The following is an 18,730-nucleotide window of genomic DNA, read 5'->3' on the forward strand; positions in this document are numbered from 1 at the left end:
AGGCACTTAAGCGAGAACTTAAGGGCACAAGGCCAAATCAAAGGCCACATCATGGTCGACCGAGGCTCTGCCATTAACCGGCTCATAGCGCATAAACCTGATACTAAACCGCTGTTTATGGCCAGAAATGACCGGATAGGCGGCTACCTCAGGGGCAACTTTGATGCGTAGTAAGCTCAAGGGTTCGGTGCTCTCTTGCAGGAGCCCATTACTGGCCACCACCGTATTAAACCGCGCTTGCCCGCGCAACAGTTCTAGCTCTAGCGCCAAACCGCGCATTAACACTTCTAACTCAGCCCACCACGCAGCAGTATCTTGATCGCGGGTGGCTTGGGGTAAATGCAGCCAGTAGTGCAGTTGTGGCACATCAAAGTTACAGGTGCCACCTGGCATCGCAAAGCGCTGGCGGATAACACTTAACAAGCGGTCTTGTTTAAGCGCACTGCCGACCCGGTTGAGTGGCTGAATCGCACTTAAAGCACCATGCACGCGCTGCATGGTTTGCTGCAATTGGTCATGATTCACTTCGGGATGCTGCGACCAGACCTGTAATTGGGCGCGGCGTTTATCTAAATCCTTTTGCACATCGGTGCGCACATCGCTGCGCTCGCAAATATCCAAAATAGCGAACAGCGCACTGAAGTAACGGGTGTAGTTCTGTTGCGTTACTGGTGTGTGTGGTTGTAATGCGGCCAAGATATGTTCAAGGCGCAAATAAGTTCTCACCCGCTCTAGTAACGGGTATTCATAAGCGATCATGGGCTGGTTATCGTTATTATGCATGGCTTCTATCATAGCGGCTTATGAGTAAGTTTCAATTGTTGTCTGCCTCAGCAAGTGCTAAGCGCAGGTAAAGCTCATGTAAGCGCTCTACTTGTTTGGTTAAAGCGGCCGGTTCACCATTGTTATCAATTACGTTATCGGCGGCTGCGAGTCGTTCCGTACGGCTGGCCTGCGCGGCCATGATGGCGTCCACTTGGCTAACATCTACTTGGTCACGAGTTAAGGTGCGTTGGCGCTGATGATGCTCATCAACATCCACAACCAGCACCCGATCACATAATTGGGTTAAGCGATTTTCGACCAACAGGGGTGCTGACAGCATCACGTAGGGTGACGTGGCCTGTGTTAATTGCTCAAGGATCTGTTGCCGAATCAGTGGATGGGTCAGTTCATTCAGCCACTGCTTGGCCTCTGGGTGGGTAAAAATGTGCTGCCGCAACCAGGCTCGGTCTAGTTCACCGTCAGCCAATAGCGCTTGCGGGCCAAACTTTGCGGCAACTGCGGCGAGCGCCTGTTGCCCCGTTGCTGAGGTTGAATCAAAGATACTACGGGCAATCACATCAGCATCCACAATCTCAATACCCTGTGCGGCAAACAGATCGGTCACCGTGGTTTTACCGCTGCCAATACCGCCGGTTACTCCTACCACTAACATCTAATAACTCCCGCCCATTAACCATTGCCAATAGCCATGCAGGATTTGTTCACCCCAAAGCATCGCAATCACGCCACCACAAATGAGAAAGGGCCCGAACGGAATCGGTTGGCCTTGGCGCTGCTTATTGATTTGCTGATAGATGATGCCAAGCACGGCACCGCTGGCAGCAGCGGCGATAACAATCACCGGCAACATTTGATAGCCAGCCCAGGCGCCAAACGCCGCCAGGAGCTTGAAATCACCATAGCCCATACCTTCCTTACCGGTTAGCAACTTAAACGCCCAATACACACTCCACAGGCTTAAATAACCCGCGGCAGCACCTATCACGGCATCTGCTAGCGGAATATGGCCATGGTACAAAGTGAATAACAGGCCGCTCCACAGCATCAGGTAGGTCATTTGATCGGGCAGAATCATTTCGTCCGCATCAATAAAGAACATGCAAATCAGCAAACAGGCTAACCCCATGTAGACCAAGCTAGGAATTGTGATACCGCCGTACCAAGCCAACAGAGCAAACACCACGCCGGTTAGTAATTCGATTAGCGGGTAGCGAGCAGAAATGCCGGTACGGCACTTGCGGCACTTGGCTTTCAGCAACAACCAACTGACCACCGGAATATTGTCATACCAAGCTATCTTGTGATTGCATTTAGGGCAGCGTGAGGGCGGGTAGGCGAGGTTGAAAGGCTCGGCTTTGGTTGGCGTGGCAGCAGCCTCCGCTGAGCTAGCCTGCAAGGCTGCGCATTCTTGTCGCCATTGGCGTTGCAGCATCAGTGGAAAGCGGCCAATCACCACATTCAAAAAACTACCAATCACTAAACCAAACACCAGGGCTGTGAGGGTTAACCAGACTGACTCTTCAGGAAACTCCGCCATTTATCCAACCACCTTACCTAAACTAAAGATCGGCAGATACATGGCCACAATCAAGCCACCCACCAAACCACCAATAACCACCATGATCATCGGCTCTAATAAGGCCGTAAGATTATCTACCAGGTCGTCGACTTCGCGCTCATAAATTGAGGCAACTTTGCTTAACATATCGTCTAACTTACCCGCTTCTTCGCCGATAAACACCATTTGTACCGCTAACGTAGGAAACACATCTTGAGCTTGCATGGCCGTGTTCATCTGCATGCCTGAGGTCACCTCATCGCGGATCCGCAAAATAGCATCGCGGTAGAGCGCGTTACCCGATGCCCCTGCAGCGGACTCTAGAGCGCTAATCAAAGGCACCCCAGCGGCAAAGGTGGTCGACAGAGTTTGAGCAAATCGAGCCACCGCAGCTTTATTTAGAATGTCTTTGATGACGGGGATTTTGAGTGACAGCAAATCCACTCGGTCGCGTAGCGCCAAACTCTTATTGTAGGCGCGCTTAAACAGCCAAGCACCGACAAAAATCGCGGCTGCAACATATAAAAAATAGGCTTGTACAATTTCGCTTAAAGTGACCACAAACTGGGTCATGGCGGGCAGCTCTGCCCCAAAGTCTTTAAATACGGCTTCAAACTGTGGCACCACATAAACCAGCAAGATCACGGTAACGACCAACGCCACCACAATCACCGAGGCGGGATACACCAAGGCTTTCTTGATTTTAGCCTTCAGTGCTTCGGATTTTTCGCGGTAAGTTGCGATGCGGTCAAAAATATTCTCGAGGTTACCTGACTGCTCACCTGATTCAACCTGATCACAATAAAGATCATCAAACACCCGTGGATGCTGGCGCAGCGAACTCGCAAACGGTGCCCCTGCCGCGGTTTGGTTGGCGAGATCTTGCATCAACTCACGAATTTTGGGGTTCTCGGAGCCTTTTGCCACCATCTCTAAAGATTGCAACAGGGGAACTTGGGCGCCTAACATGGTTGCGATTTGCCGAGTAAAAATCGCCACATCGGCACCGGTAATGTTTTTACCGCCAAATAGCGGCTTACGCTTTTTCTTGATGGTTCTGGGGGTAACCCCTTGGCTACGTAAGTTAGCTCGCACCATACGGTCATTATCAGCACGCATCACGCCTTTAATGCGCTTGCCGCGACGGTTAATCCCGGTCCATTCAAACTCGGTGATATCTTTCATGGCTTTTGTTGTGCTTGCCATCCCCGTACCTTTTGCTGTTAACGTTAGTATGGTGCTGCCGACGCCAGCGCCTAGAAGTTAGTGACGCGATTTGCTTCGGCCAAACTAATAATGCCTTTGGCGACTTTGAGTAAGCCCGACTCACGCAGCGAATGAATGCCATCATCACGAGCGGCTTTGGCGATATCTAAAGACGAACCGCCTTCCATAATCAAATCTTGAATAGCTGGAGTGATGGGCATCACTTCATAGACCCCGGTCCGGCCCTTGTAGCCGCCAGTGCAATGCTCGCAGCCTACGGCTTTATAGATGGTCAAATCAGCTAATTGCTCAGCTTTAAAGCCCTGTCGTAATAATTCATCTTGGGGTAAGTGCTCTTCCGCTTTGCAGGAGTTACACAGGCGTCGTGCTAGCCGCTGCGCAATAATCAGGGTGACCGAGCCGGCAATGTTGTAAGAGGGCACGCCCATGTTCATCAAACGGGTCAGGGTTTCTGCCGCCGAGTTGGTGTGCAACGTGGACAAAACTAAGTGCCCGGTTTGTGCCGCCTTAATCGCAATCTCCGCGGTTTCTAAGTCACGAATCTCCCCCACCATCACCACGTCCGGGTCTTGGCGTAAGAAGGAACGCAACGCATCGGCAAAGTTTAAGCCCGCTTTGGCGTTAATATGAACCTGATTAATACCGTTTAAGTTGATTTCGACGGGGTCTTCGGCGGTAGAAATATTGCGTTCGGGCGTATTGAGAATATTTAAGCCGGTGTACAAACTTACGGTTTTACCTGAGCCGGTGGGGCCGGTTACCAAAATCATCCCTTGTGGCTTACTGAGTGCTTCTTCGTACAAAGCTTTTTGGTCTGGTTCGTAGCCCAGCGATTCAATCCCAATCATGGCGGCGGCGGCATCAAGTATCCGCAGTACAATTTTTTCGCCATACAGGGTAGGCAAGCTACTTACCCGAAAATCAATGGACTTATGTTTAGATAAGCGCAGCTTAATCCGACCATCTTGGGGCAAGCGCCGCTCAGCGATATTGAGCTGGGCCATGACTTTTAAGCGTGCCGCGATACGGCCTGCTAAAGCCACTGGGGGCCGCGCAATTTCATGCAGCACGCCATCGATTCGAAAGCGCACCCGATACTCAGTTTCATAAGGCTCAAAGTGCAAATCCGAGGCACCGCGCTTAATCGCATCCAGCAACATCTTATTGATGTAGATGACAATCGGAGCATCGTTTTTGACATCAGCAGAGACCGCCCCCGAATCATCTTGGCGCTCATCAGCGGCATCAATATCGCGCAGCTCTTGCTCATCTTGCTCGGTGACGCCTAAGGCCGAATGCTCGTTCTCAAGCAACTTATCAATTAACCGCTGGAGCTTGTTCTCCTCAACCAACACCGCCTCAGTTTGCAACCGCGTACGAAACTGAAACTCATCTAGCGTCTCAATTCGAGTAGGGTCCGACACGGCGATATAGAGCACATTGCCACGCTGATACAAAGGCACCGCATGGTTTTTGCGAATCAAACGTTCATTGATAAATTTCTGGGGAATAAAGTCAGGATCAAAGGCATCAAGGTCTAGCCACGGAGCATTGCTTTCTAGATAGCAAAAATTGGCCAGTGCACTTGCAGACAGGAGTTTCTGCTCCATCAAGCACGCCGTAAACGACAGCTTGTTCTCCCACGCATACTCACTGCAACGCGTTAGCTTATCTTCTGGTATCAGCTTGTCACGCAGCAACAGAGCCGCTAAGGAGTGGTGCAGCATGAGTCTTCCTAACGGAGCGGAAATTGAACTTCAAGAATCAGCCTGCGGCACCTACACCGCAGGCTGTCACAACTTTTTAGCTAGGTTTTAGTTACCACCTGGCGCAGGCGCTGTGTACGGCGCGGTACAACCATCAACCCGCGATGAACCATCAGTATTAAAATCGCTACAAGCGATAGTCCAATTTAAATTACTGTTATTCGTCGAGGTTGTAGGCTTTAGTTCGACAATAATCATAGCTGGAGTTGCGGCGTCAGACATAGCGGTTAAGGTTGCTAAAATGACTCCTTCGTCAACGTCTACCGATGCAAGTCCATTAACAGTATCGCCCTCATTGCCAGCGGTATCAGCAAAACCAGCTGGAATCGCATTGGTTCCATCATCACAGCCAGCCAAAGTACCAGCACGCTGGTGACACATAGCTACTGCAGTTTTGTAAGATGCCAGTGCAGCGATACCTGTGCTAGCTTCAGCCCGCTGCGTGTAGTCGCTATACATAGGAATAGCAACGGCAGCCAAAATACCGATAATCGCTACTACGATCATCAATTCGATTAATGTAAAACCACGTTGTAATTGCGCTTTCATGAAAATCTCCCGAAAGTTTTCTGTACTTATTAGAATGTAATTATTGTTGTAGTCAGGTGGCACTCGATAGCACAGTAGCACATCAAGTGATCCTTGCGGACCACAACAAAGCTATCTGCATTAGCCGAAAGACCGTGGTTAACTGGCATCGGCTTGAGTGCATCGAACTGCCACTTTATTCACCAGACCCTAGCTTGCAGCCCCGCTATCCCTACTATCTAGTGGTTTGCTACCCACGAGTATAGTTTAAAAAGGACCGGAGGTTTTGCGTCACCACCTTGCAATGGTTTTGCCTTTTAAAGCTTGCCTGGCTCTCATAAAGTGGCACTAGACCACTTCATGATTGCGCATTGCTTTTCAAACATAGCAGATCAATGAATTTCGTCAATAGCTAAAAGCGTTGAAATCTCATCGAAAGATCGATGGCTTGTATATGTTTTGTTAAAGCGCCAGAAGAAATGAAATCAACTCCGGTACTTGCAAGTTCGGTAAGACGTTCGGCGGTAATATTGCCCGATACTTCAAGTTGCGTTGCCCCTGATCGTTGACTGACTGCGGTGTTGATATCTTGTATTGAAAAGTTATCTAACATGATGATATCGGCACCGGCGTGGAGCGCTGCTTGGTACTCCTCAAGGTTTTCAACTTCCACCTCCACAGGTTTACCCGGGTTGAGCTGGCGTGCTGTGGTGATGGCTTGTTCGATGCCGCCGCAGGCCATGATGTGGTTCTCTTTAATCAAGTAGGCATCGTAGAGGCCTACGCGGTGATTATGACCGCCGCCACAAACCACGGCATATTTTAGCGCTGTTCTGAGGCCCGGAATGGTTTTCCGAGTATCCAATAATTTGGTGTTACTGCCAGCTAAATAACGCACGTAAGCGGCGGTGGTGGTGGCAACGCCCGAGAGGGTTTGCAAGAAATTCAGTGCGGTACGTTCGCCGGTAAGGATCACTTGGGCTGGGCCAGTTAATTCGCACAGCAGGGTATCAGCGGCAACCTGGTCACCATCGCGCACGTGCCATTGGATAGTCACTTGTCCGCCTAACTGAGCAAACACCTCGTTAACCCAGGCCACGCCACAAATCACCGCTGGCTCGCGAGTGATCAGGGTAGCGCGCGCACTTTCGCTAGCTGGAATAAGTTGGGCGGTGATGTCTAAATTGGCATCAAGGCCGTTTAAATCTTCATGTAAGGCGCGTTGCACCATGTCGGCACGGTCGTTAGCCAGTAACTGCGGGTCAACTCGTGTATCCATTGGGTATCTCTCTGTTCCGTGTGGCGATATAGGTTGATCAATCAAGTGCGCCTATTGTAGGACTGCGGCCAGGTTCTAACAAGGCAGATATCGGATTAGCTAGAAGCTTTTGCTTAATTAATGCGGCTATTATACTTTGAGCAACCTAATTAGCGAACGCAGGAATTTTGTTGATGATGACAGAGGGTTGGCTGGCGCACAGCAAGCAGCGCCACTCGCCGCATGCTGATGAACGCCCGGATGCCACGGATATCAGCTTGTTGGTGGTGCATGGTATCAGTTTACCGGCTGGGCAATTTGGTGGTCCGTTCATTGATGACCTATTCATGGGTAAGCTTAATCCCCAGGCACATGCCGACTTTGCCCCATTGGCAGGGTTAAGAGTATCGGCTCATTGCTTGATTCGGCGCGATGGCGAGTTACTCCAATACGTTCCTTTTCACCGCCGTGCATGGCATGCTGGGCGTTCACACTACTGCGGGCGTAAGCGCTGCAATGATTTTAGTATTGGTATTGAACTTGAGGGAACCGACCACACCCCCTACACTGAACAACAATATCAGGTGTTGGCCGAGGTTGCCGCGCAATTAGTGCAGTATTACCCAGCGTTAACAGCACAACGCATTGTTGGGCATCAGCATATTGCTCCGGTGCGTAAAACCGATCCGGGGCCGGCGTTTGATTGGGCTTATTTTCGGCAGTTGTTAGACCAACACTTAGTGCGCTAACAGGTATGCTTCACTGTTACAGTTAACCGCAACAGTTTATTGCAACAAACAGGTGAGAGGTTAAAAGGAACCCCATGTCGTTACTGGCCATTTTGTTAGCCTATAGTTTAGAACGCACCCTTGAGGTGACCCGCAATCTACATTGGCGGCGGTTGGTGCTGCGCTGGCAACATGCGCAACTCAACAATACCCAGTTGCAGCAATGGCGCCAAAATAATTTAGGGCAGGTGTTGTGGGCGTTAATTCCAGCGCTGTTGGTGGGATTTTTGCTGGCCATTTTTAATAGCCTTTTGCTTAGTTTTTTAATCAGCAGCTTAGGCCTATTAGTGGCGATTCAAGCGCCGCAAGCGCGAGCCGCCTATAAAGCTTATGTTATCGCTCAAGAGGAAGAGGATGCAGCCGAGCAGGCTTACCAGTTGCGGCGTTTACGCCAGGCCAGTGGGCGTCAACAAGCCGCGCCCGTTGAGCATTTACTATTGTGGATTCATCTTCGCCATTATTTTGCGGTGATGCTGTATTTTGTCCTGTTTGGGGTGATGGGAGCCTTGCTCTACGCGACCTTGCGCGACATGCGGCATGAGCGCAGCGAGGGTTGGCAGACGTTGCAGCAAATTATGGACTGGTTGCCAACGCGAGCGATGGGGTTAGGCATGCTGCTGGTGGGTAATTTCCGCCAAGCCGCGGCGGTTTGGTTAAGCGCCATCGGCAATAAGCCGCAGAATAACTTCATTGCCTTAACCAAAATAGCAGAAGCAGCAGAGCAGTTAACTGCTCAGACCACTGTCGCGCTAGTTAAGCGTAACTTCTTGTTGTACATAGTATTGATAGCACTATTGACGATTGCCGGCTGGCTGTAAGCTTTTTCTATTTGGCTTTTGTCAGCCGAAGGCTTACAATATTGGTCTATTGGTAATACCACTGGCAATATTGCGGGAATGAATTATGGCGTTTCAGCGCATACAACAAACCAAACTGTCAGATGTGATCATGGAAAGAATTGAAGCCATGATCGTCGATGGCACGCTAGAAGCTGGTGCGCGGCTGCCATCGGAACGTGATTTGGCGGCCAAGTTTTCGGTATCGCGGCCAAGTCTACGCGAGGCCATCCAAAAGCTAGAGGCGCGCGGCTTAATTGAGCGCCGTCAAGGCGGTGGCACCTATGTGTGCGATAACATGCAACAACGCGTGGCCGAACCCTTACTTGATCTACTCACCAAGCATCCAGAATCACAATTTGATTTACTTGAGTTCCGTCATGCGCTTGAAGGAATTTGCTCGTACTATGCAGCTATGCGCGGTACCCCAGCGGATTTAGAAGCTATCCAGGTGGCGTTTGCGAATTTGCAGCGCGAGCCGGGCATGCAGTTGGCGACTCAGGCGCAAGCATTAGGTGAATTTAACTTCAGAATCGCTGAAGCATCGCACAATGTGATTTTATTGCACCTAGTACGCAGTATGCAGCCATTGTTGCAGCGAAATATTTTACAAAACTTGCAAGACCTCGCCCACAAACCGGGTGTGGTTCAGCAATTACATGAACATCGGCAGCACATTGTTGCTGCTATTGTAGCTGGCGAACCAGAACAGGCACGTGAACATTGCCATCAGTTGTTGGCCTATATTGAACATGCGTTGCTTACCTCGAATCGTGAACAATCACGCATTCAACGGTCGCTACGCCGAACTCAGCAAGGGTAAGGATAAAGTATGACTGACCATTTGAAAGATGACATCGACCCGCAAGAAACCAGAGAGTGGCTAGACGCTCTTGAGGTCGTGTTAGAGCAAGACGGCGCTGAGCGCGGTCACTTTTTATTGGAGTCATTGATTGAAAAGGCACGTCGCAGCGGTGCCTATTTGCCATTCAATGCCACCACTGCATACTTGAATACGATTCCGGCTAGCCAAGAGCCGACCATGCCTGGCGACCGCACCATTGAGCATCGTATTCGTGCGGCGATTCGTTGGAACGCCTTAGCTATGGTTCTGCGTGGCTCGAAAAAAGAGCTGGAACTAGGTGGTCACATTTCAAGTTTCGCCTCATCAGCCATGTTGTACGATGTGGGCTTTAACCACTTCTTCAAAGCACCGACGGATCAAGACGGTGGCGACTATTTGTATATTCAAGGTCACGCCTCGCCAGGGATTTATGCCCGTGCCTTTTTAGAAGGCCGCATCAGCGAAGAGCAACTGAATAACTTCCGTCAAGAAGTAGATGGCAAGGGTATCCCGTCTTACCCACACCCGAACTTAATGCCTGATTTTTGGCAGTTCCCTACGGTGTCCATGGGCTTAGGCCCGATGCAGGCGATTTACCAAGCACGTTACCTAAAATACCTCACGGACCGTGGCATTAAAGACTGCTCAAACCAGCGCGTGTACTGCTTCTTAGGTGATGGCGAGGTGGATGAACCAGAAAGCTTGGGTGCCATTGGCCTAGCTACTCGTGAAGGCTTAGACAACCTCACCTTTATTGTGAACTGTAACTTGCAGCGCTTAGATGGTCCGGTACGTGGTAACGGCAAGATCATCCAAGAACTCGAGGGTACTTTCCGCGGCGCCGGCTGGGAAGTGATTAAAGTGATTTGGGGTCGTTACTGGGATCCGCTGCTGTATCGCGATACCGAAGGTAAATTAGCGCAAATCATGCAAGATAGCGTGGATGGCGAGTACCAGAACTACAAAGCTAAGGGCGGCGCATACACGCGTGAACACTTCTTTGGCAAAACCGAAGAAACCAAAGCCATGGTCGCTAACCTCACAGACGAAGATATCTGGCGCTTAAACCGGGGTGGTCACGACCCGATGAAAGTTTACGCTGCCTACCATAAGGCCGTAAACACCAAAGGTCGGCCACAGGTGATCTTAGCCAAAACCGTGAAAGGTTATGGCATGGGTGCTGCTGGTGAAGGTAAAAACATTGCCCACCAGGTGAAGAAAATGGACATGGAAGCGATCAAGCACTTCCGTGATCGTTTCAACATTCCAATCAAAGATAGCGAACTTGAAGAGATTCCATTCTACAAGTTCCCAGAAGACAGCGCAGAAATGAAGTACATGCGCGAGCGTCGCGAATCACTGGGTGGCTTTATGCCAGTGCGCCGTCCAAACACCGATGTTGAGTTAGAAATTCCATCGTTGAAGGCCTTTGAGGCGGTCACTAAAGGTTCTGGTGAGCGTGAAATTTCAAGCACCATGGCGTTTGTGCGGGTTCTCACGGCGTTACTCAAAGACAAGAAAATTGGTAAACGGATCGTACCTATTATTCCAGACGAAGCCCGTACTTTTGGTATGGAAGGCTTGTTCCGTCAGGTGGGTATTTATTCCAGCCAAGGGCAGAAATACGAGCCGCAAGATGCTGACCAAGTAGCTTATTATCGTGAAGATAAACAAGGCCAAGTATTACAAGAAGGCATCAACGAGCTTGGTGCGATGGCGTCGTGGGTAGCAGCAGCAACCAGCTACTCAACCAATAACGAGCCGATGATTCCGTTCTACATCTATTACTCGATGTTCGGTTTCCAACGGGTGGGTGATTTGGTCTGGGCCGCTGGTGACAGCCAAGCGCGTGGCTTCTTAGTCGGCGGTACCGCCGGTCGAACCACCCTCAACGGCGAAGGTCTACAACACCAAGACGGCAGCAGCCATATCTTGTTTAACACAGTGCCTAACTGTGTCACTTATGATCCTACCTTCGGTTACGAAGTGGCAGTGATTGTTCAAGACGGTTTACGTCGCATGTACGGTGAGCAAGAAAACGTGTTCTATTACCTCACCGTGATGAACGAAAACTACGTGCAGCCAGAAATGCCAGAAGGCGTTGAAGAAGGCATTATCAAAGGGATGTACGAGCTAGAGAGTCATCAAGCCAAAGGCGCTAAAGCAGAAGTGCAATTACTAGGCTCTGGTACCATCTTGCAGCAAGTACGTGAGGCTGGCCGCATCTTAGCCGCTGATTTTGGGGTGAATGCCAAGGTCTACAGCGCAACCTCGTTCAACGAGCTGGCGCGCAACGGTTATGATGTCGAGCGTTACAATATGCTGAACTTGGGCGGCAAGGCCAAACAAGCCTATGTGACTCAGGTGTTAGCGGATGCTAAAGGCCCGACCATCGCCGCAACGGATTACATGAAGCAGTATGCTGACCAAATCCGTGCGTGGGTTCCTACTGCTTATCGCGTGTTAGGCACAGACGGTTACGGCCGCTCAGATAGCCGTGAAAATCTGCGTCGTCACTTTGAAGTGAACGCACAGTACATTGTGGTGGCAGCATTAACCGAGTTAGCCAAAGCGGGTGATATTGAGGTGAAAGTGGTGGAACAAGCCATCAAAGACTTCAACATCGATACCAACAAAATCAATCCACTGTACGCGTAAGCAACGGGAGCGGAGGCTATTATGGCAGACTTGAAAGAAGTAAAAGCCCCAGACGTGGGCGGTGATGAAGTTGAAGTTATCGAGATCCTGGTGGCTAAAGGCGACCAGGTAGAAGTTGAAGACTCGTTGATTACAGTTGAAAGCGATAAAGCGTCGATGGATATTCCAGCGCCTTTTGCTGGGGTTGTGGCTGAACTGAAAGTGAAGGTTGGCGACAAAATCAAAGAAGGCGATTTGTTGGCAATGTTTGAAGCAGCAGCGGAAGCTGGCGCGGATGCTGATGCTGACAAAGATGCTGGCGCTGATGCAGAACAGCCCGCCGCCAAAGGTGAAGAGCAAGAGGCAGCAAGCGCTAAAGACAGCTCTGACAACAGTACTGACAACAGCTCTGACGACAGCTCAGAAGCCAGTTCAGAAGAGCAGCAGGCAGGCAGCGGTGCCACCAAAACCATCGACGTGATGGTGCCTGATATTGGCGAATCTGGTGAAGTGGACGTGATTGAAGTGCTGGTAAGCGCTGGCGATGAAATTGCCGCAGAAGACGGTCTGATCACCCTAGAAACCGACAAAGCCACCATGGATGTTCCTAGCCCACAAGCTGGCGTGGTTGAATCTGTGGAAGTGAAAGTCGGCGACAAGGTAAAAGAAGGCTCGTTGGTGGTGCGTTTGCAAATACGTGAAGCAAGCGCGAGCTCAGCGGCACCAGCTGCTAGCCAAGCCGAGCCAGCACCGTCGGTAGCGAGTTCAGATGCCGCAGAAGACGACGCCGCAACCGCAGCAGATAGCAGCACTAGCGAACGTAAACCACCGGTGCCTGACCATCCGTTAGACAAAAAAGGTAAAGCCGAAGGCCTAGCCTATGCGTCACCAGCGGTGCGTCGCTTAGCACACGAGTTTGGGGTGAACCTGACTCAAGTGAAAGGTTCTGGGCGTAAGAGTCGTATTCTCAAAGAAGACGTGCAAGAGTATGTGAAATACGAATTGTCACGGCCTAAGGCTACCGCATCTAGTGGCGTAGCCCAAGGTGCCGGTGGGTTGCAAGTAATTGCACCACCTAAAGTAGACTTCAGTAAGTTTGGCGAAGTAGAGCAGGTGCCACTCACCCGCATCCAGAAAATCTCTGGGCCAAACCTGCACCGTAATTGGGTAACGATTCCACATGTAACCCAGTTTGACGAAGCTGACATTACTGAGTTAGAGGCTTTCCGTAAGCAAGAAAATGAACTGCAGGCGAAGAAGAAAGACGGCGTAAAAATTACCCCGCTGGTGTTTATCATGAAGGCAGTTGCGAAAGCTCTGCGCGAATACCCAGTGTTCAACTCATCGTTAGCAGACGATGGCGAACACTTGATCATGAAGAAATACGTGCACATTGGTATTGCCGTCGATACCCCGAACGGCTTGGTGGTTCCTGTGATTCGTGATGTCGACAAAAAAGGCATTTACGAGCTTTCGGATGAGCTGTTAGAAATCAGTGCTAAAGCACGTGATGGCAAGCTTAAGGCCCAAGACATGCAAGGCGGATGTTTCTCAATTTCTAGCCTAGGTGGCATTGGTGGAACCGCCTTCACGCCGATTGTGAATGCGCCTGATGTCGCTATCTTAGGGGTATCTAAGAGCGACATGAAACCTAAGTGGAACGGCAAAGAGTTCGAGCCACGATTAATGTTGCCATTAAGCTTAAGCTACGACCATCGCGTGATTGACGGCGCCGTGGCCGCACGCTTTAGTGTGTACCTGAGCAATGTCTTGTCGGATATTCGTAAATTAGTCTTATAAATTAAACAATTTGTGGTGGGGATGTTATAATAAGCCCCACAGACCGAACACAGCCGAATTCAAAGAGGTTCTTATGAGCAAAGAAGTGAAGACCCAAGTCGTCGTTCTAGGTGGCGGCCCAGGTGGTTATTCAGCAGCATTCCGTGCTGCCGATTTAGGTTTAGACACAGTGATTGTTGAACGTTACAACACCTTAGGTGGGGTATGTTTGAACGTGGGCTGTATTCCTTCTAAAGCCTTATTACACATTGCTAAGCACATTGAAGATGCCAAGCACATGGGAGCCGCAGGCGTTGAGTTTGGTGCTCCGAAAATTGATTTAGACAAAATTCGTGCGCACAAAAATGAAAAAGTTATCGGTCAATTAACCGGTGGCCTTGGACAAATGTCCAAAATGCGTAAAGTTACCGTGGTCAACGGTGTCGGTGAGTTCGCGAGCGATAAGCAACTGAAAGTAAAAGATGCTGATGGCAAAGAAACCACCATTAACTTTGAGCATGCAATCATTGCTGCTGGTTCACAGTCGATCAAGTTACCGTTTGTGCCACACGAAGATGAGCGCATTTGGGACTCAACTGCAGCCTTAGAATTACGTTTTGTACCAGAGCGTATGTTGGTCTTAGGTGGCGGTATTATCGGTTTAGAAATGGGCTGTGTATACAGTGCCTTAGGTGCCAAAGTTGACGTTGTGGAAATGACTGAGCAGTTAATTCCGCCAGCGGACAAAGACATCATTAAAGCCTTCACTAAATCGATTGCGAAGAAGTTCGATAACATCATGTTGAACACCAAAGCAGCGAAAGTTGAAGCCAAGAAAGATGGTATTCACGTAACGTTCGAAGGCGACAAAGCCCCTGAAAAACCAGTGAAATATGATGCTGTGTTAGTCGCTGTAGGCCGTGCTCCTAACGGTAAGAAAGTTGGCGCAGAACATGCTGGCGTGCAGGTAACTGACCGTGGCTTTATTGAAGTAGATAAGCAGTTACGTACTAACGTAAGTAATATTTTTGCTATCGGCGATATCGTTGGTCAGCCCATGTTAGCGCACAAAGCTGTGTACGAAGGTCATGTTGCAGCAGAAGTGATTGCCGGCAAGAAACATTACTTTGATCCGAAAGTGATTCCTTCTATTGCTTATACGGATCCTGAAGTTGCATGGGCTGGCTTAACTGAAAAAGAAGCGAAAGAGCAAGGCATCGAATACGAAGCAGCAGTATTCCCGTGGGCCGCTTCAGGTCGTGCTATCGCACAAGGTGCTACAGACGGTTTCACCAAGCTGTTGTTTGATAAAAACAACCGTATTATCGGTGGTGCTATCGTTGGTTCTAATGCCGGTGAGTTATTAGGCGAAATCTGTTTAGCCATCGAGATGGGCTGTGATGCAGAAGACATCGCGCTAACTATTCATGCACACCCAACCTTGTATGAGTCTGTGGGCTTAGCAGCTGAAGTGTTTGAAGGCTCTATTACTGACCTGCCAAACAAAAAAGCCAAGAAAAAATAAGCTGTAGGCTTTATGCCGCAGCCAAGAATCCGCAGTTGCTCAGCAGCTGCGGATTTTTTTTGCCTTTTGTACGACCGGTTTTTGCGACAAATAAGCCGATGTATGCGGGTAGTTGTCGGGATTTTTGTTGTACCACGCCGCACCTTGGCTTAAGGTAGCAAGGATAACTTAGCAACAATATCCAGCAACGAGGATTTTATGAATAAAGTAAGCACGTTAGCGCTAAGCGTAGCCTTAGCCCTAGGGGTGGCAGCGTGTTCGCCCCAGCAACCGCAACAGCAAGAACAACAACAAGAACAGCAACAGCCACAACAACAACTGACCTCTGGCTTAGTGTTAGAAAACTTTGATACCAGTGTTCGTCCACAAGATGATTTATTCATGTTTGTGAACGGTACTTGGCATAAAAACACTGACATGCCAGAAGATAAATCACGCATCGGTAGCTTCTTAGATTTAGCAGAACAAAACCAAGAACGTCTGCGTGGCATTATTGAAGAAGCCGCCGCTAGTAGTGCGGAAGCTGGCACTAATACGCAAAAAATTGGTGATTTCTTCAATAGCTTTATGGATGTTGAAACTCTAAACAGCCTTGGTTACAACCCGATTGCCGCAGATTTACAAGCCAATGCCGAGGTTAAAACTCATGCGGATGTGGTCGCACGGATGGCCGAGCTAGCTAAATATGGGGTGAGCTCACCGTTTGGTTTTTATGTCTATCCAGATGCGAAAGACCCTGAAGTTAACGCTATTTACATGTCACAATCAGGTTTAGGTTTACCCGATCGTGAGTATTATTTGAGCGATGACGAGAAGTACGTTGAGATCCGTCAGCAGTATCAAGCTTACCTCGCTGATATCTTAGGGTTAGTCGATTATGCTGAAGCCAGTGCCGCCGCTGAAGCTATTTTGGCGTTAGAAACCAAACTAGCAGAAGCCCAGTGGACTCGTATTGAAAGCCGTAACGCGGATAAAACCTACAACAAAATGACCAAAGCAGAATTAGCTGAGGCCCTAGGTAGCTTTGATTTTGATGCTTACGCTGCTGCCACCGGCGTCGCAAAAGCGGCTGATGTGATTGTTCGTCAACCTAGTTATTTTGAAGCTTTTGGTGACATGTTCGCCGATGTTGATGTGACAACTTGGCAGCATTATTTAACCATCAAAACCGTTGAGCGTTATGCTGGTGCCTTAACTGAAGAAATTAACGATCGTCGTTTTGCCTTTTACGGTACCGTGCTTAATGGTACTCCAGCGCAAGAACCACGCTGGAAACGCGGCGTTAACGCTACCAATGGCGTGTTAGGTGAAGTCTTGGGCCAATTATATGTCGCTGAATACTTCCCACCGGCAGCCAAGGCGCGCATGGAAGAACTGGTAGCTAACTTGATTACGGCCTACGGTGAATCTATTCAAGATCTTGAGTGGATGAGTGCCGACACTAAAGCTAAAGCATTGGAAAAACTGAACAAGTTTACGCCTTACATCGGCTATCCAAGCGAGTGGCGTGACTATTCTGAATTAACCATTGCAGACAATGACTTGGTAGGTAACTACAAGCGTTCAGCGTTGTTTGAGTTCAATGAAGAGTTAGCTAAAATCGGCGCGCCGGTTAAAGAAGAAGAGTGGGGCATGACGCCACAAACCGTCAATGCATACTACAGCCCAGTGCGTAACGAAATCGTGTTCCCAGCTGGTATCTTGCAACCGCCATTCTTTGATATGAATGCTGAAGATGCAGTGAACTACGGTGGTATTGGTGCTGTTATTGGTCACGAACTAGGTCATGGTTTTGACGACCAAGGCTCTAAATACGATGGCGATGGTAACTTAAGCAGCTGGTGGACTGAAGCAGACCGCGCAGCGTTTGAAGAACGTGCCAACATGTTAGCGGCACAAACAGACCAATACGAAGTTATTCCGGGTGCCTTCTTGCAAGGTAAACTCACCTTAGGTGAAAACATCGGTGACTTAGCCGGTTTAACCATTGCTTACCGTGCTTATAAAAATGCCTTAGCTGGAGAAGAAGCTCCAGTTATGGACGGCTACACCGGTGAGCAGCGCGTGTTCTTAGGCTGGGCGCAAGTATGGAAAACCAAAATGCGTGATGAGTTTGTGCGTAACCAAGTAGTGCGTGGTCCACACTCGACCGCTGATTACCGTGTGAATGGAACTGTGGTAAACGTACCAGCCTTTTATGAAGCCTTTGATGTGCAACCAGGTGATGACCTGTACTTGGCACCAGAGCAACGCGTAAAAATCTGGTAAGCCTTAGCCTCAAATGGTTTAACCCAAGCTGAAACAGTCTTACCGCTGTTTCAGCTTTTTTTATCAATACGTTAAATACAAGCAGCAGCGCCGCAGTCACTTCCACCAATGATCGATACCCACGCCAGCGAACTAGACTGATTTCTTACTTCAATAAACTTGCCTGATTCATGATCAACAATACGGGCAACAGTTCCTAATGACTGTGAGCCATGCTGCTTCTCCCAGCTCTGCATGTCGCCCATGATAGTAAGTTGCCCAAACATGTTTTCCCAAACTTGCTCTTGCACCGCCCGGCAAGAACGGTCGCAATCTATGATAGGGCCATCAAAGGTATCCACATCCATATAAGTGAGTGACGCATCAGGGGAGAGACTGCTACGCTGCTTTACTGAAACATACTTATTGACGCGCAGCGCCAGCGTAATGGTTCTATCAAAGGTACGATAGAACTGACGAAACTTGTCAACGTCAACATCAGCGCGAGCAGCCAACAGCTCGGTTTCAATCAGGTAGCGTTGCGCCACCAGCATGAGTTGTTGGTTGTCGAGACTGGCGAAGGGTTCTGCAGACCTATCAATCATGAGCAGCAGCTCATCATCAGCAAGTGAATCTAGTTCTGGCAGGGTAAATTTACCGGATTGAAAACCTACGATCACATTAAAAGAACGGTTAAGTTCATCTAATGAGAGCCCTATGGTAGATGCGACAAGATAGATGACTTCTGCTCCTGGATCGGGTCTTGGCTGTTCTTTATTACCGACAGATTTGGCATTCACAGAACTAGCGCCTAGTAACGACAGCATAGCCATGAGCACTAATGATTTAACGGGCAATGTCATGATGAGTCATCCTTTGTATCGATGAAATAATGGGCGTCAAAAGTACAACTGGTTAAAAAATGTTAAGTTGAAGTTTAATTTAAGCAGC

General features: G+C 49.3%; 15 protein-coding genes and 1 riboswitch. Of the genes, 7 read left to right on the top strand and 8 right to left on the bottom strand.

Annotated elements, in window-relative coordinates; all coding sequences use genetic code 11:
• Window positions 1-18: 18 nt before the first annotated feature.
• The 7 genes from zapD to nadC all read right to left on the bottom strand — a co-directional run bounded on the left by zapD (window position 19) and on the right by nadC (window position 7,144).
• Window positions 19-783: a cell division protein ZapD gene (zapD, locus tag NOG12_RS07695; protein ID WP_162014526.1), complete on the bottom strand. Its 765-nt coding sequence runs from the start codon at window positions 781-783 to the stop codon at window positions 19-21.
• 31 nt (window positions 784-814) lie between these two features.
• Entirely contained in the window at window positions 815-1,438 is a 624-nt protein-coding gene (gene coaE, locus NOG12_RS07700) for a dephospho-CoA kinase (protein ID WP_313932888.1), read from the bottom strand.
• Window positions 1,439-2,323, bottom strand: a complete 885-nt coding sequence (locus NOG12_RS07705; RefSeq protein WP_313932889.1) for a prepilin peptidase — start codon at window positions 2,321-2,323, stop codon at window positions 1,439-1,441.
• Window positions 2,324-3,550 carry a type II secretion system F family protein gene (locus tag NOG12_RS07710; protein WP_313932890.1) on the bottom strand — a complete coding sequence of 409 codons (1,227 nt, stop codon included), beginning with the start codon at window positions 3,548-3,550 and terminating at the stop codon, window positions 2,324-2,326.
• Between the two features lie 50 nt (window positions 3,551-3,600).
• Window positions 3,601-5,298, bottom strand: coding sequence for a type IV-A pilus assembly ATPase PilB (gene pilB, locus NOG12_RS07715; protein WP_153826419.1), 1,698 nt, complete (start codon window positions 5,296-5,298; stop codon window positions 3,601-3,603).
• A gap of 87 nt (window positions 5,299-5,385) precedes the next feature.
• Window positions 5,386-5,886, bottom strand: a complete 501-nt coding sequence (locus NOG12_RS07720; protein WP_313932891.1) for a pilin — start codon at window positions 5,884-5,886, stop codon at window positions 5,386-5,388.
• Between the two features lie 192 nt (window positions 5,887-6,078).
• A riboswitch (cyclic di-GMP riboswitch) is annotated at window positions 6,079-6,190 on the bottom strand.
• 87 nt (window positions 6,191-6,277) lie between these two features.
• The gene (nadC, locus tag NOG12_RS07725; RefSeq protein ID WP_313932892.1) at window positions 6,278-7,144 is read right to left on the bottom strand and encodes a carboxylating nicotinate-nucleotide diphosphorylase; all 867 of its coding nucleotides are present in this window, start codon (window positions 7,142-7,144) and stop codon (window positions 6,278-6,280) included.
• A gap of 176 nt (window positions 7,145-7,320) precedes the next feature.
• On the opposite strand from nadC, the gene ampD reads away from it, so the two are divergent.
• The 7 genes from ampD to NOG12_RS07760 all read left to right on the top strand — a co-directional run bounded on the left by ampD (window position 7,321) and on the right by NOG12_RS07760 (window position 17,800).
• Window positions 7,321-7,872, top strand: coding sequence for a 1,6-anhydro-N-acetylmuramyl-L-alanine amidase AmpD (ampD, locus tag NOG12_RS07730; RefSeq protein ID WP_219968244.1), 552 nt, complete (start codon window positions 7,321-7,323; stop codon window positions 7,870-7,872).
• 74 nt (window positions 7,873-7,946) lie between these two features.
• Window positions 7,947-8,729 carry a regulatory signaling modulator protein AmpE gene (gene ampE, locus NOG12_RS07735; protein ID WP_313932893.1) on the top strand — a complete coding sequence of 261 codons (783 nt, stop codon included), beginning with the start codon at window positions 7,947-7,949 and terminating at the stop codon, window positions 8,727-8,729.
• Between the two features lie 85 nt (window positions 8,730-8,814).
• Window positions 8,815-9,570, top strand: coding sequence for a pyruvate dehydrogenase complex transcriptional repressor PdhR (pdhR, locus tag NOG12_RS07740; RefSeq protein ID WP_110075934.1), 756 nt, complete (start codon window positions 8,815-8,817; stop codon window positions 9,568-9,570).
• A gap of 9 nt (window positions 9,571-9,579) precedes the next feature.
• Window positions 9,580-12,249 carry a pyruvate dehydrogenase (acetyl-transferring), homodimeric type gene (gene aceE, locus NOG12_RS07745; protein ID WP_313932894.1) on the top strand — a complete coding sequence of 890 codons (2,670 nt, stop codon included), beginning with the start codon at window positions 9,580-9,582 and terminating at the stop codon, window positions 12,247-12,249.
• 21 nt (window positions 12,250-12,270) lie between these two features.
• A complete protein-coding gene (aceF, locus tag NOG12_RS07750) occupies window positions 12,271-14,028 on the top strand; it encodes a dihydrolipoyllysine-residue acetyltransferase (protein WP_110075932.1) in 1,758 nt (585 codons plus the stop codon).
• 73 nt (window positions 14,029-14,101) lie between these two features.
• Window positions 14,102-15,532, top strand: a complete 1,431-nt coding sequence (gene lpdA, locus NOG12_RS07755; RefSeq protein WP_162014525.1) for a dihydrolipoyl dehydrogenase — start codon at window positions 14,102-14,104, stop codon at window positions 15,530-15,532.
• A gap of 198 nt (window positions 15,533-15,730) precedes the next feature.
• On the top strand, window positions 15,731-17,800 hold the full coding sequence (locus NOG12_RS07760; RefSeq protein ID WP_313932895.1) for a M13 family metallopeptidase: 2,070 nt from the start codon (window positions 15,731-15,733) through the stop codon (window positions 17,798-17,800).
• A 71-nt stretch (window positions 17,801-17,871) separates the two neighbouring features.
• Here NOG12_RS07760 and NOG12_RS07765 read toward each other — a convergent pair whose 3' ends face one another.
• Entirely contained in the window at window positions 17,872-18,642 is a 771-nt protein-coding gene (locus tag NOG12_RS07765) for a hypothetical protein (RefSeq protein ID WP_313932896.1), read from the bottom strand.
• Window positions 18,643-18,730 lie beyond the last annotated feature (88 nt).

The sequence above is a fragment of the Pseudidiomarina fusca genome (genome assembly GCF_032227045.1).
Classification (GTDB): Bacteria; Pseudomonadota; Gammaproteobacteria; order Enterobacterales; family Alteromonadaceae; genus Pseudidiomarina; species Pseudidiomarina fusca.